Genomic DNA, 14587 nt, shown 5'->3' on the forward strand with positions numbered 1-14587 from the left:
CCCGGGGAAGGAGAGGGGTGCCGCGATGGGCGCGCACCCGGGGTCGACGGGTTCAGGGCGCCCACCGTACACCATAGTAGGGAAGACTATGGAAGAGTCTGGATTTCTGGTACGATGAGACCATGAGCGACCCCTTGGACGTGCTCGAGAAGAGCATCGCCGACCTGCGCCGCGCGATCCGTGACGCGTCCGCCGTCGGTGACGCGGAACGCGCGGGCATGCTCCGCGCGCAACTTCGCCGCGCGGAACGGGCCTGGGACACGCTCATCGATGTCGACCCGGCGCCTGTCGCCCCGGCCGTCGAGATCCCGCCCCGGACCGGGGCGACGGGTGCCCTGCTCCCCGCTCGCGAACATGTGCACCGCGCCCTGACGCTCTTGCGGGCCCCGGCCGCGCCGAAGTTGATCGTCAACGTGCACGAGGCGTTCTTCTCCGGTGAGCTGCCGCCCACCAAGCTCTCCAGCCTCCGTCGAGACGAGGAGCGCTCCTACCGCTCAGCGCCCGGCGCCCGGCCCTACTACCTGTGCCCGGCCCTCGCCCACGACCTGCTGGCCCCGGCGCGGGCACTGCTCACCCTCAGCACCTGGCCCCTGGAGCGACGGATCATCGGTCCGCTGTCACCCAGGGTCGATTTCCTCGGTAGCGCGATCCGCGTCGGGGAAGCGGTCTTGGCGGCCACCCCGTCGACCGACAACGCGGGCCACCTGGCCACCCGCCTGCTGCGGCGCTTCGCGACGAACATCCCGAACGCGCTCCCGCACAGCCACGGCTCACGCGCGCAGTCCGACCCGCTGGATCCGGAACGGGTCATCGATGCGGCCCACGCCGAACTCGAGGTCCACCTCGACGCCGACCACCGCACAAGGGTCGAGTCCGCCACCCGCGCGCGCAAGCAACTCCGCGACGACGAACAACTGTTCGGAACCCGGCTGCGGCGCGTCGGGAGCGAGCACCAGGCCTGACCGGACACAGACCACCACACGCGCCACCGCAAGGAACAGAAGCACCGTGACACCAACCACCGACGACCGCCTGGACGCGCTCCGCGGCTCGGCACCGCGCCTGACCTACAGCGCCAGGTCCCTGGCGGCATTGGAGAACAACCCCCGCTGCACGCTCCGGGCCGTGTTGGACGCGTCCGGCTCGGACAAGGCGGCCATCGCCACCCACGCCGGGTTCCCCGCCCCCTTCGGGCAGTCGACCTTTGCGATAACCCGGGGCAACGCGTTCGAGAACATGGTCAAGGACAACGGTTGCGCCGAACTGCTGCGTGTTCTCAGGGAGACCTTGGGACTCACCCTCCCCGAGGTCGGGTACGTCGACCTCAACGACGTGGGCGGCGACGCCAGCCAGCCTGCCCGGTTCGCGCGCACCAGAGGACTGCTGGTCGCCGCCGCACGGGGACAGGGCGACGGCACCCTCTTCGACCACCCCGTGCTCCGCTTGGTCGTAGGCGGGCACGCCGTGTTCCTCGAGCCGGACCTCGTGGCCTTCCGCGTCGACGACCGCTTCCACGTCGTAGAGATCAAGAGCTTCCCGATCGTCGACGAGCAGGCCGACACGGCCAAGGTGCGGGCGGCGACGACGCAGGCCTGCGCCTACATCATCGCGCTGCGAGCCGTGCTGGCGGAGTCGGGCATCGGCCCCGAGGCCGTGTCCGAGACGGTGGTCCTGGTGGCCCCCAAGGACTTCGGCAACCGGCCGACCGGGGCCGTGGTCGACGCCCGCAAGCAGGTCGCCACCCTGACCCGCCAGCTTGCCCGCATCGAGCGCATCGGTGAACTGGTGGGCCTGTTGCCGGACGTGGTCACCTTCGACCTCGACCCGGACGACGCGGGCAGGCCACGACGCCCTGCCGACGCGCTGACCGCCGCCTTGGACCAGGTGCCCGCCACCTACCGGCCCGACTGTCTCAACCACTGCGAGATGTCCTTCTACTGCCGGTCCCGCGCCCGCGCCGAGGGCTCGCTGGACGTCCTCGGTTCCGCGGTGCGCGAGCAGCTTGGTGGCCTGGACACCATCACCATGGCCTTGGGCCTGGCCCAAGGCGAGCTGGCGCCGGGGGCGGACCAGGCCGAGATCGCCGTCGCACTCAGGCACGCCGACCGGCTGCGCTCCGAGCTGACCGGGACCTCGGGGAGCGCGTCGTGACCACGGTGTCCGCGCTGGCCCGCCTGCACGCCGCGCGGAACATGGCCGCGGAGCCGCTCACCCGGTTCCGGCACCGTCACTTGTCCGACCGGCCACTGGTGGTGATCCCGCTGACGATGGCAGGTGAGGCGGGTACCCCGCTGGCGGCGATGGTCGGCAACAACAGGCGCGCGCCGACCTTGTTGGTGGTCGGACAACCACGCAACCGCGACCAGCGGTTCGCGTTCGCGGCGGCGCTGGGCAGGCTGGTGATGGACCACATCGATTCCTGCCGCCAGGATCGCAGGCAACTCACGCCCAAGGTGTCCGGCTACACCCGGACACCGCAACTCCTCGTCCCCAACCCCGGCGGCGTCAAGGCCCTGGCGGACCTCGGGCGCGTGTGCCGCTACCGACAGACCACCGGGGACCACGCCGTGCCCGGGATCGTGCCCGAGCTGGGGAAGTGGTTGACGTTCCTGGCCGAGCAAGCCGAGCAGGCGGGCACCTCCATGCTGTTGGCGGTCACCGACCTGCTCGCCGAGCACTGGGCAACCGGCCAGAGCGCGCTGGAGGACCGCAACCTGGCCTCCATCATGGCCTGGATCGAGCCGCCGTCGGGTCTGACGGTCGCACAGGCGCTGGAGGACGCCGAGAACCCCACGGTGTGGCCCCCGGCGGGACCGACGACCTCACCGGAGTTCGACAACACCTACCTCTCCACAGCGATCAAACGCTTCGACGCGGCCCGCGCGGCGGGCGATCCGGCCGCGATCGCGACGGCCCAGGCCGACCTGCACGACCTCATCGGCGCACAGATCAAGCCCACGTGGCGCATGATGTGGGACGCGATCGCGCTGCTGCGCGGTGTGGCCGAGGCGCCGCGGACGAGTACGCGCTTGGCCCAGGACCGCAAGGCGTTCACCGGCTACTCCGACTACCAGGAGTCCGAGGACCCGCGCCCGCAGCGCAGGCGGGATGACGCCATCGGCGCAGCGAGACGGCTGAGCAGGCTCGAGCGGGCGCAGGCGGATTTCGAGGCCGACATGGCCTTCGACGACCCGTTCGTGCTTGCTGACAGACGCAGCGCGGGCGAGGCCTTCGCGGGCGAGGTCGTGGAAGCAGAACCCGGCCGGGTGGTCGTGAGTGCCGCCAACCGACGGACCCTGCGCCCCAGGGCCACCATCCGCACCCTCGACCCCACCCGGCTGGCCGACGGGACGACGCTGATCAGCCCTACGATGGGCGCGAGCCACAAGGCCGTGGTCATCTCGACGACACCGGACGGCGCCGCCAGCCTGGTCGAGGTCGAGGTGACCGCGGGCATGGGCGGAGTCAAGTCCCCCAACACGGGCAACATCCCCACCGCCGGTCAGAGCATCGCGTACCTGCCGGACCCGGGCTGGCGTCCCTGGCCGGTGTTCCCTGAGCGCGACGATGCCCCCTGGACTCACACCACCGACACCCCGGGGTCCGATGCCCCGGCACCCGACGAGACAGCCGCGGAGGCCTGGGGCGATGACTCCTGACGACAACACCCCCGACCCCGCTCGCGCCGCCGAGGCGGTGACGGCGGCGATCCTGGCGGACCTGGCCTCCACCGACCACCGCGCGGTGGTCGTCGACTCCCCGCCCGGTGCGGGCAAGAGCACCCTCGTGGTCCGGGCGGCGGGCGACCTCGTCGACGGCGGCGAGCGGCCGATCATCATCGCCCAGACCAACAACCAGGTCGACGACCTCGTCATCCGCCTGGCCACCGAACACCCCGACCTCCCGGTCGGCAGGCTCAGCGGCGGCAACTACACGGCACCCGCTGCGATCACCGACCTCGCCAACGCCACCGTGGGCGGGACCCTGGCCGACCTGGCAGGGTGCGGACTGGTCGTGGGGACCTCCGCCAAGGTCGCGACGGTCCGCGACGGCACGTTCGGCTGGGCGATCCTGGACGAGGCCTACCAGATGCGGTCGGACATGCTGCTGCAAGTCGTGCCGCGGTTCGACCGCGGCCTCTTCGTCGGCGACCCGGGACAGTTGGACCCGTTCACTGTCGTGGGAACCGAACGCTGGATCGGGTTGCCGCACGACCCGACCCAGAACGGCGTCACCGTGCTGCTGGAGCACAACGAGGGCACCCCCGTGCACCGCCTCCCGGTGTCGTGGCGGTTGCCCGCCTGTGCCGCGCCGACGATCTCCCAGGCCTTCTACCCGTTCACCGGGTTCTCGGCGGGGACGACGCACGGTGTCCGATCACTGCGCTTCCGCAGCGCCGGGTTCGGTGGGACAGACCTGGACGAGACCCTCGCGATGGCGTTCACCACCGGGTGGGCACTGCACGAACTGCCCCGCCGACACGTCCCGCGCACCGACACCGAGACCCTGCGCACCGCAGCGGGCCTGGCGTGCAGGCTGCTCGAACGCGGCGCGGTCGGCGTGTGCGAACGCCACCCCGGCGAGCGGGACCTGAGCGCCTCCGACATCGCCATCGGAGTCGCCCACCGCGACCAGGCCGGCCTGGTCCGGTCCGTGCTCGCCCAAGCGCCCAACCCGACGGCCCGGCAGGTGGCGGTCGACACCGCCAACCGCCTGCAGGGCCGCGAGTTCGAGGTCGTGATCGTGGTGCACCCCCTCTCCGGTCGCCGCGACGCCACCGCGTTCCACCTTGAGGCCGGGCGGTTGTGCGTCCTCACCTCCCGCCACCGGCAGGCGTGCATCGTCGTCGCCCGCGAGGGGATCGTCGACATCCTGGACAGCCACCCCTCGACCGACCCGGTGCACCTGTCGGTGCCCGCGAAGTTCCCCGACGGCTGGGAGGCCAACCAGGTCGTCATGGCCAAGCTCGTCGATCACCGGGTCGCGGCGTGAACCCGGAAACCGCTGTCACACCGGACCGGCCCCGTCCGATGTCCCCGCCGACAAGAGCCCGTCCCGCGCGCAGGTGCCCGATCATCGTCGTCCGAGGAGTCCACCTATGAGCAGCACGCCGGAACAGCCCCGAAGTTGGTGGCGCGGTGTCGTCGCCAGTGACTGGACCGTGTTCTCCCTGCCCGAGGACATCGTGCGGGATCGCTACTCGGCCTTGCTGGCCGCCCTGGAGGAACTGAGCACCCGGGGTCCTCGGTCGACCGTGGCGGAGATCGTAGATCGGCTGCGCGCGGTCGGCTTCCACGACCCGTTGACCGACGCCGACCTGCGCGCCCTGCTCGACCAGCTCGCCACCTGGGGTTTCGCGGAGCCGTTCCGGGATTTCGCCGCACCAGTGCGCAACTACCGCGGTGTCGTGGCCAGGCAGGAGGCGTGGGCGCTGACCCGTCGCGGCCGGGCCGTGGTCAGCGCCGTCCGCACCGCGGTCGCCTCGGCCGACCGCGCGCTGCAACTGCCCAGCAAGCTCCTCGACAGCGTCGAACAGACGGTCCGGACGCTGTTGGCCCACGCGGACGACAAGGAGGCCCACGGCCTGCTCGGGGCCGACCTCGGCAACGTGGGCACGCGGATTGCCGAACTGCAGCGGGTCACCGCTGACTTCTACGACGCGCTCGGCAGGCTCGTGCAGTCCGACGTGACCCGCGACGAGGTCTTCGGCAGCAACCGCGACCGGGTCGTCGAGGCGCTGCGGCAATTTGCGCGGGAGTACGACCGGGGCTTGGTCCGGGTCTGTGCCGCGCTGGACGCGCTGCGGCGCGTGGGTCACCAGCACGTGGTCCAGTGCGCTGTCGAGCACGCCGGGCTGCTCGACTCCTCCGCGCAGCAGCAGTGGGTGACCGAGCAGGTGTCGCTCCTGTCGGCACTGGAAGCCTGGTTCACCCCGGAGGGGAGCATCCCGGCACTGGTCGAATCCGCCCACGGAGCCGTGAACACCCTGCTCAACGCGATCGACCGACGCTACAACGCACGCCTGCGCGGTGCCGACCTGTCCGTCGACTTCCGACTGCTGGCGCACTCGCTGCACCGGCAAGCTGACGACGAACAGGCCCGCCGGGTCTACGCCGCCGCGTTCGGTGACTGGCCCGCCTGGCACGTCCTGGCAGGTCCCGCGCGCGAAGACGTCGACCACTCCTCCACAGCGGCCGCCGGGACCACTCCCTTCGTCGTGGAGCTGACCTTGCGCGAGCACGAGCGGCACGGGCCACCCAGCGGCCGCCCGAGGAAGGTGGCCGACGCGTCGACTGAACGAAGCCGTGCCCTGGCGGAGGCCAGGGAACAGGCACAGCGCCGCGGGCGCCGCGCGGCGGCGTTGCTCACCCCAGGCGAAGTGGGGCTTGAGCACTTCACCGATCTCGACGCCGACTCCGCCGCCGTGCTCTTCGACGCCATCCAGTCGGCACTGGACGCGGTCGACCCCGCGACCGGTGTCGGTCAGGTCGACGCGGACGAGGCCGGGGTGCTCGTCGCGGTGCGGGTCCCCGTCGGTGCCGAGCGGAGCCTCGTGCGGCTGGCGGAGGGCGACCTGGATGCACCCCGGCTGCGCGTCACGGTGACCGCGGCGGAGTCGGCCCTGCCCGATCCCGACACGATCGGCACCGGATCGAAGGCTTCCCGGAGCGTCGCATGAGACAGGACACACTCCTGCCCCCGGACCTCGCCGACTGCGCCAGGCAGTTGGCCGCCCGGGGCAGGCTGCTGGCGGAGCGGGACCCGGAGCTGTACCGGACCGCGGTCCTCGGGCAGGAGCAACTCGGGAAGTTCTTCGCCACGGAGTTGGGGTGGCGGGTGGACGTCGTCGAACACGCGGACATGGTCCGGCTGCACAAGCGCAGGCAGGACGTACCGGGAACGCGCGGTCCTCGACTGCGGCGCGAGAGCCGGGACCGGCCGCTGGCACCCCGTCTGGTGCTGATCGTCGTGGCTCTGGTCTGCGAACAGTTGTGGAGACGACCTCGGATCACGGTCAACGACCTCATGCAGGCCGTCTCCCAGGTGTGCGCGGCCGACAGCGCGGACGGGTTGCTGCCGAGGTTCCGCATCGTCCCCGATGAGGAGGTCGGCAAGCGCGAGGCGCGGGAGAACCGGCAGAGCATCGTGGACGCGTTGCGCCTCCTGGACGCCGACGGCACCATCGTGTTCGAGGGCGACCTGGACCACGCGGTGGACGAGGACGGCGCGGACGGAGTCGTCGCGGCGTCCCGCGACCGGCTGTCCGCCCGGTTCTCATCGTTGTCGCCCTCCCTGCTCAAGCTCTCGCAACTGCCCCCTGACCGACACGTCGAGGCGCTCGCCTCGGACCGGGTGCCGGACGACGCGGACGTGGACGACGGAGGCGCAGAGGATGGAGGCGAGGAGGACTGGGACACCGCGGCGCCAGGCGAGCACAACGCCCGCACCGCGACGACCGTGCGCCGTCATCGGGCGGTCCGCAGGCTCGTCGACGACCCCGGCACCGACCCGGTGGCCGATGACTACCTGCAGAGCTCGACCGGGCGCAACAGGGCACTCAACGTCCTGCACGCGCTCGGACTCGTCGGGACTGTGCGCCGGGACTGGTGGCAGGTGGGCGATCCGACCGGCCTCGGCAGCACGATGGACTTCCCCCACGGCAGACGCATGGAGAGGCAGGCGGCGCTCGCCCTGCTGCGGCACCTAGGGACCCGCCCGATGCTCGACGGCGGGGAGGCCCCGGTGACCTCCGCGGAGATCGAGTCGCTGTTCGAGCGGATCCGGGAACGGTTGCCGCGCTGGGCCGCCGCGTACGACCGGCAGCAGGCCGCCCTGGCCCGTGCCGCGGCGTCGGAACTCGTCGACGCGGGCTTCCTCGTCGACGTCGCCGAGCCCCCCGACCAGGCGACCGCCACTCCCGAGCCCCACTGGCGGCCCACCCCCGCCGCGCGGATGTGGCAGGTCAAGGTCACCGAACCCGATACATCCGACAGCCACCACAGGTCTGGTGGCCACCACACATCCGGTGGCCACCAGACATCCGACGGCACAGTGCCGAAGCGACCAGTTGTGCCCGACGACTCGGAAGGAGGCCTGTGGTGACGGCTCTCATCACCGGTGCGGAGACGGCCGGATCGGCTGCGCGGCAAGGCCTTCCCGCCGTGGAAGGACGGTGGCAGCCGACCCGCGCCGGTGTCCTGAACAGTTGGAAGTGGACCGACGAGCGGTTCCACTTCGCGAACGGGTGGTTGGCCTTCATCGGGAGCAACGGATCCGGGAAGTCCCTGACGGCGTCCGGGCTCGTCACCGTCCTGCTGGACGGTGACACGTCCCAGGCCGCGCTCAACGTGTCGGGCAGCGCGGCGGGCACCCTGTTGAGCAGGCACACCGACAACAGGGAGAAGGAGGACAAGACCGGGGTGTGGTGGCTGGAGTACGGCCGGACCGACCCCGACACCGCGACCACCGAATACGTGACCACCGGCCTGTGGCTGCGCTCCTCGGGACCCACCCTGCTGAGGGCGTTCTTCCTCGTGTCCGGCCGGGTCGGCCACGAGATCGAGCTGCAGCAGGATCGGAACCCGGTGGGCATCGAACGCATCAGCGAGCAGTTGGCGGCCCACGGCGGTGAGCTGTTCACCGACGCTGCCCGCCTGCGGACGAAAGCCGGGGCGGTGCTGCGGACGGTCAGCCCCCAGGGCGCCTATCGCGCGGCGGTGCGCCTGCGCCTCTTCGCGCCGCTCGATGAGGTCCAGTACGACGCCCTGCTCAGCGTCCTGCGGACGCTGCGCAGCGTCCGGACGGCCGAGAAGATCTCCGCCAAGGACATGCTCAGCGTGCTCACCGACGCCCTTCCCGCGCTGGACCAGGTCAAGCTGGCGGAGATCGCGACGGCGATGCAGCGCATCGCCACCCAGGAGGCGCGCCTGGTCGCCACAAGGGACCAGGCGAGGAAGCTCACGAGGACCGACCGTGCCTACGACCGGTACCGGCAGGCGGTCGCGCTGGCCACCGCAGCGTCACTCCGGTCGGCCAACACCGAGTTCGACAACCTGACCCGATCCGAGACGGCGGCGGAGAACGACCTCGCCCGGGCGACCGCCCGCGCGGACGACGGCAGGGAGGCGCTCATCCAGCGCAAGCAGGAACGCTCCCAGTGGGAAGGCAAAGCGGGCGCCGCTGAGACCCTGCTCCGCAAGCACGCTGGGGCCGAACTCCCTTTCCGGGAACAACGCGCCCGAGAGCTGGATGAGGCCGCCGAAGCGGCCGAACGCCGCGCGCGGACCGCGATCGACCAGGCCAGGGCCGGGGGAGCCAAGGCGGCCGAGACCGCCCGGGTGGCGGCGGAAGCGCAGCAGAGCGCGTCCGGCATCGCACACGAACTCGCCACGACCGGGAGACCGCTCGGAGCGGCGGGCGCGTTGGAGAACATGCTGGCCGCCACAGCGGGGCTGACACTCCCCGAGGCGCTGCTGCCGGACGCACCTGACGTGGAACTGGCCGTCGACGAGCTGGCAGTGGTCCCCCTGGTCTGGGTCGAGGCGCGCGAGGAGGCTGTGGAGAACGTGGTGACGGCGCTCGGCAAAGTCGGAACCGCCAACCAGTCGGCGGTCGACGCAGGCGAACGACTGCGCCTTTCGCAGGACATCGCGGCCCAACGAGCCGACCAGCTCACCCGGCACACCGCGGATCGGGCCAAGGCCGAGCAGCACTTGACGGCCACGATCGCCGAGTGGCACCGGGGATGCGACCACTACCCACCGGTTCCGGACGACCTGCTCGCGCCGGATCTGGTCGACAACCGGGTCGACCCCGCCGGGCTCGCACACTGGCTGGCCCAGCAGACCGACCGGATCAGGCAGGACATCGACGTCCCCGGGCACCGTGGGAGCAAACAGAGCGCCGACCGCGCCGCCGAGCAGGCGGTCGTGTTCGCCCAACAGCAGAAAGACAAAGCCAACACGGCCGCCGACGCCGTGACCGGGGCCCGACGGACCCTGGACGACCAAGTCCGTGAAGCCGATGACGAGGCGGACAGGGATGCCGCGGCGCTGGCGGACGCGGAGGCAGCGCACGGCCGTCGGGTCGAGGCCGCGCTGTCGAAGCGCCACGACCACTTCCTCGCGCTGCTCGACGACACCGGTGCCGCACTGGAGGCCCTCCGGCACTGGGAGCGAGAGGCCGAGCGCTGGCGGACCGGACTGCGCCACCTGAACGGGTCTGCTCTGACCATCCCGATCTCAGCGGCCACCCGCCTGTCGCGGGAACTTCGCGATGCCCGCCGCAGCGTCGCACAACCGGAACTGGAACAGTCCTCACCTGCGGTCCGCGTCGCGGGCAGCGCCCTGGAGATGCTCGCCGGGCACGACGACACCGCCCTGCGGTCGGCCGTGGCCAGCGCCGCCCAACAGACCGCGCGGCGCCTGCACGGGAAGGTCGTCGACGCCGACAACGTCGTCAGGCGGCTTGGCCAGGAATCGGCCGCGGTGGAAGCCGACTTGGCCGAGGCACGGAAGGCGCCGTCCCCACCCCCCGCACCAGCGTGGCGGACCAGGTCGGACGGGCACCCCCTGTGGTCATTGGTCGATTTCCACGACGACGTGCCCACCGAGTTGCGCGATTACTGCGAGGGGGCCCTGCTCGCCGCCGGCATCCTCGACGCGGTGGTCACCGCCGACGGCCGGGCGCGCGTCGGCGACACGGTACTGGCAACCGACCGTCCAGCGGCAGACCGTTCACTCGCCGAGGTCCTGTTCCCCGAGCGCGATGCCGCAATCGAACCCGGTCGGATACAGGCCCTGCTGCGCGCGGTCGACCTCGTCGACGTCGAGGCGGGTGTGGAGGTGCGTTCCGGAGTCATCACCGCCGTCGCACCACCCGGCCACACGTCGCGCTTCATCGGCACGACGGCTCGGGAACGAGCCCGAGCAGCGCGGGTCGTCGAGCTGCAAACCCAGCTCGCTGTCCTCGAGGGTGCACTGGAAACAGCCACCACCGTTCTCCGACGATGCCAGGACGACGAGACCGAGGCCGCTGAGGAGCAGGCCACCCTGCCCGGCTCCGCCCTGTGGCAACCGGCCCACGCAACAGCTCGGGCCACGAACGGTGTCGCCCAACGAGCAGACCGTGACGCCACCACGGAACAACAGCGGGCCGGAGCGGAACTCGACTCCGCACGCGAAGCGGCTTCGACCGCCCTGCGGCTCAGGGAGCGGAAGCTGTCAGCGGCCCACACCGCCTTCGACAAGGTGGTGGCCGCCGCCGAGAACGCGGCGAACGCCGCACAGGTGGCGTCGGACAAGGCAGAGGAGGTCAGGGCGACGGCGGCCGAGGCCGCCGCCGCCCTGCGGAACACGGTCGAGGAACAAGCCGGTGCCGACGAGGAGCGGCAGCGGTTTCCCTCGTCTCAGGCATTGACCGAGGCCAGGGCAGCGGAGGACGACGCGGAGCGCCGCTCGACCGACGCGCAGGCACAGGTCGTCGAGGCCACTGAGCGGTCCCGGCTCGCCAAGGACAGGTCGAGGCAGGAGATCACCGCCCTCAACCGGCTCGCCGACCTCGGCGGCGGGCGGATGCTGCCGACCGGGCACCCCGAGATCAAGAAGTTCCGAGACGACCTCCAGCGGCTGTCCCACATGGTCCGGTCCTGGCAACGGGTCGCCGAGCGGACCCTGCGCCTCTGCGAACAGGCCCGGGTGGCGACCGCCGCGTCGCTGGAGTGGGCAGAACACGCCGAGACGGAAAGGGCCTCGGCGGCCGAGGCCCGGGCCACCGCTGTGTCCGAGGCCGCCGCTGTCGCGGACCTGCGCAGGATGCATGGTGCCGACTACGAGCTGCTGCGCGAGAACCACGACAAGGCCAGGCGGGCATTGGAGGCCGCTGTCAAGGCGGTGGAGGACACCACCAACGACATCCATGGGGCAGAACTCGCAGAGGAAAGAGCCCGCGCCACTCTGGACGGGATCGCCCCTCGCCGCGCCGACGCCGAGCAGGAACGGGGACGGTGCCTGGACCGCGTGCACCTGCTGGTCGAGGAATCCTTCGCGAAGGTGGAGGACGGCGTCCCGGTCGACGACTCCGGCAGACCCGCCAACCTCACCGCCGCGTTGACCTGGAGCACACGGTTGCTGGACGACCAGCCGCGTGGGCAGTCCCGCGAGGACCTGGCCCGAGCGGTCGAGGCCCACCGGTCCCGCTTGGAGGCGGAGGCGAAGCGGGTCAGCGCCGAACTCACCCGCTACGACCGGCAGGTGACGCTGCAGACGATCCCCCGCACGGACTGGCGTCGAGCCGTCGTCGCCGCGCCGGAGGCCCTCGTCGGCGAGGACCTGCACACGACGGTCACCACCTTGGAGCAGACCGCGGAGCAACTCGAGTCCGACCTGCGCGACGATGTCAAGATCACGCTGAAGACCAGCATGTTCACCGCGCTGCGGCGGGACATCGCCACGCGACGCGCCGCCGCACAGGAGCTCGTCCGACAGATCAGCTCCACCTTGGAGGGAGTTCGGACGGGAGTGGCCAGGGTGGGCGTCAAGGTCGAGTGGGCTGTGCGCGACGATCCAGACGCGAAGCGAATGGTCGGCCTCATCAACGCCATACCCTCCGACGACACCTTCCAACAGATGTATGACGTGCTGCGGCAGCGCTTGGAAGACGCCACCGGGGACACATGGGAAGCGCGCGTCGCGCACACCTTCGACTACCGCATGTGGCACGAGTGGCGCATCGACGTCACCCACGCGTCCTTCAGCGACGGCACCACCGAGGTCTTCCGCAGGCTCAAACCGCGTTCCAACCCGCTCGCCATGTTCAGCACCGGCGAGATGCGCCTGGCCACGATGCTCCCGCTGCTCGCCGCGGCGTGGTCGACCTACGAGGCACCCGGCTACCAGGGGCCGCGCCTGCTGTTCGTCGACGAGGTCAACGCCGCGTTCGACCCGCAGAACGTCCGCAAGCTCCTGGCCCTCCTGCGCGAATGGGAGTTCGACGTTCTGGCCACCGCGCCGGAGATGAGCGCCATGCTCAAGGCGGAGGCGGAACAGGTGATGATCGCGCAGGTGACCCAGATGGGCCGCATGCGGGTGTCGGTGCCCTGGCTGTGGAGCGGATCGGGCCAGCCCGTTCTGGTGGAGGGCACCGCATGACCGACGCCGTGCCGGAGGTGGTCCGGGTGCTCGCCGAGGACGCGGACCTCGTGCCGCTGTGGCAGGCGGTCCACAGGAGACTGTGCGCGGGAGACGCCCCGGACAGACTCGCAACCGTGAAGGTCGACGGCATGTCCTCGGCGGGCATCGCGGTGCTGCGCGGACTCCTGGACACCACCACCCGCCGGACTCGGGGCAGCTCGGCCGTCCAGAGCGTCGGTGGAGTCACTCGCGTACCGCTGCGGGAGTTCCTCACCACAGTGGGAGTCGCGGCCGCCCAGCTCCAGCTCCTCGTGGAGGTGGCCGTGGGCCGTGCGGTGGTGAACCGGGCACACGAACGCGCGGCAGGCACTACCGCCCGCCGGGCACTGTGGGCGACCGTGGAGACGAACCTGGCCGCTGTCCCCTCGTTGGCCCGGCGGATCAGGGCGGCAGGTGTCTCCGAACCCGACATCCCGCTGATCGAGGCGCAGTCCGAGCAGCTCGGCGCGGCCCTGGCACGCATCGCCACCCTGCGAGCACCCGTGTCCTTGGCCAAGTTGGCGCACGATTGCGCGGGCACTCCCCACGCCTTCGACCTCGGTACCCTCACAGGCAGACGCCTCGTGGAGGCGATCGCGGAAGTGCGCGCCGAAGCAGTACCGGAACGTCCGGACGCCGTGCGCGCCATGCTGGCCCGAGCCCGTGTCCTGGCCGACCGACTCTCAACCTCCGTGCTGTTGCTCAACGTCTGGGCCACTGGGCCCGGAGTGGTCGACCAGCGACTGCGACTGGGCGGCGGTCCCGTTCCGGTGACGCTGTACGACCTCACCGTGAACCCGCCAATCCTCGGCTCCGCCCCCCTGCTGGTCGTCGAGAATCCCTCGGTCCTCGAAGCGGCAATGGCGGCTGGCCACACCGCTCCGCTGGCATGCACTAGTGGACATCTGGGCGCCGTCGATCATACGTTTCTGCAGCGAGCCGTCGAATGCGGAGTACCTTTGTCCTACGCTGGTGACATTGATCGAGACGGGCTAATCATTGCTCGCCAAGTGCACCAGTTCTATGGAGCCGCCATCATGGGCATGGACGCGGACATTGTTCGACGAGCGGGCAGGCACGCGTCGGTAACACCGTTGGGGCCTCTGCCCGACGGAGTGTCACCCGGCTTGGCGTCCGCGCTGGCGGTCACAAGAAGGGCTGTTTTTCAGGAGAATGATGTGGTGCTGGATCGTCTATTGGCGCGAAAACAACCAAAGCAACAATGATCCACTATCCTGGATAGGTTGCGCTAACAGAAATGAGTTGTCGCTGATCGCGGGTTGGCGCACTTGATTTGGTGAATATCCCGACAAGCGATCTCACCGTCTTAATGTGAGGCGCTGCGTCAGGGGCCTTACCCGTCACCCCGAGGTAGGTGACGAGTTCCCTGATTCAGCGCTGGTAGACGACCCTACTTT

General features: G+C 70.7%; 8 protein-coding genes. All 8 read left to right on the forward strand.

Annotation, left to right across the window (positions count from 1 at the left end; genetic code table 11):
- The first annotated feature begins 122 nt into the window (after window positions 1-122).
- The 8 genes from UO65_RS00290 to UO65_RS00325 all read left to right on the forward strand — a co-directional run bounded on the left by UO65_RS00290 (window position 123) and on the right by UO65_RS00325 (window position 14395).
- Complete coding sequence (locus UO65_RS00290) at window positions 123-962, forward strand: hypothetical protein (RefSeq protein ID WP_035277598.1); 840 nt, start codon at window positions 123-125, stop codon at window positions 960-962.
- 46 nt (window positions 963-1008) lie between these two features.
- Entirely contained in the window at window positions 1009-2151 is a 1143-nt protein-coding gene (locus tag UO65_RS00295; RefSeq protein WP_035277600.1) for a hypothetical protein, read from the forward strand.
- Complete coding sequence (locus UO65_RS00300) at window positions 2148-3659, forward strand: hypothetical protein (RefSeq protein WP_035277602.1); 1512 nt, start codon at window positions 2148-2150, stop codon at window positions 3657-3659. Before UO65_RS00295 ends, UO65_RS00300 begins: the two co-directional genes overlap by 4 nt.
- On the forward strand, window positions 3649-4992 hold the full coding sequence (locus tag UO65_RS00305; RefSeq protein ID WP_035277603.1) for an AAA domain-containing protein: 1344 nt from the start codon (window positions 3649-3651) through the stop codon (window positions 4990-4992). Before UO65_RS00300 ends, UO65_RS00305 begins: the two co-directional genes overlap by 11 nt.
- Window positions 4993-5098: 106 nt before the next feature.
- Complete coding sequence (locus tag UO65_RS00310; protein WP_035277604.1) at window positions 5099-6679, forward strand: DUF2397 family protein; 1581 nt, start codon at window positions 5099-5101, stop codon at window positions 6677-6679.
- A complete protein-coding gene (locus UO65_RS00315) occupies window positions 6676-8103 on the forward strand; it encodes a DUF2398 family protein (RefSeq protein WP_052020299.1) in 1428 nt (475 codons plus the stop codon). Before UO65_RS00310 ends, UO65_RS00315 begins: the two co-directional genes overlap by 4 nt.
- Window positions 8100-13148 (forward strand): SbcC/MukB-like Walker B domain-containing protein, encoded by a 5049-nt coding sequence (locus UO65_RS00320; RefSeq protein WP_152551899.1) that lies wholly within the window; start codon window positions 8100-8102, stop codon window positions 13146-13148. Before UO65_RS00315 ends, UO65_RS00320 begins: the two co-directional genes overlap by 4 nt.
- Window positions 13145-14395, forward strand: coding sequence for a TIGR02679 domain-containing protein (locus UO65_RS00325; protein WP_035277605.1), 1251 nt, complete (start codon window positions 13145-13147; stop codon window positions 14393-14395). Before UO65_RS00320 ends, UO65_RS00325 begins: the two co-directional genes overlap by 4 nt.
- Window positions 14396-14587 lie beyond the last annotated feature (192 nt).

Origin of the sequence: Actinokineospora spheciospongiae (assembly GCF_000564855.1) — a bacterium.
GTDB classification, from domain to species: Bacteria; Actinomycetota; Actinomycetes; order Mycobacteriales; family Pseudonocardiaceae; genus Actinokineospora; species Actinokineospora spheciospongiae.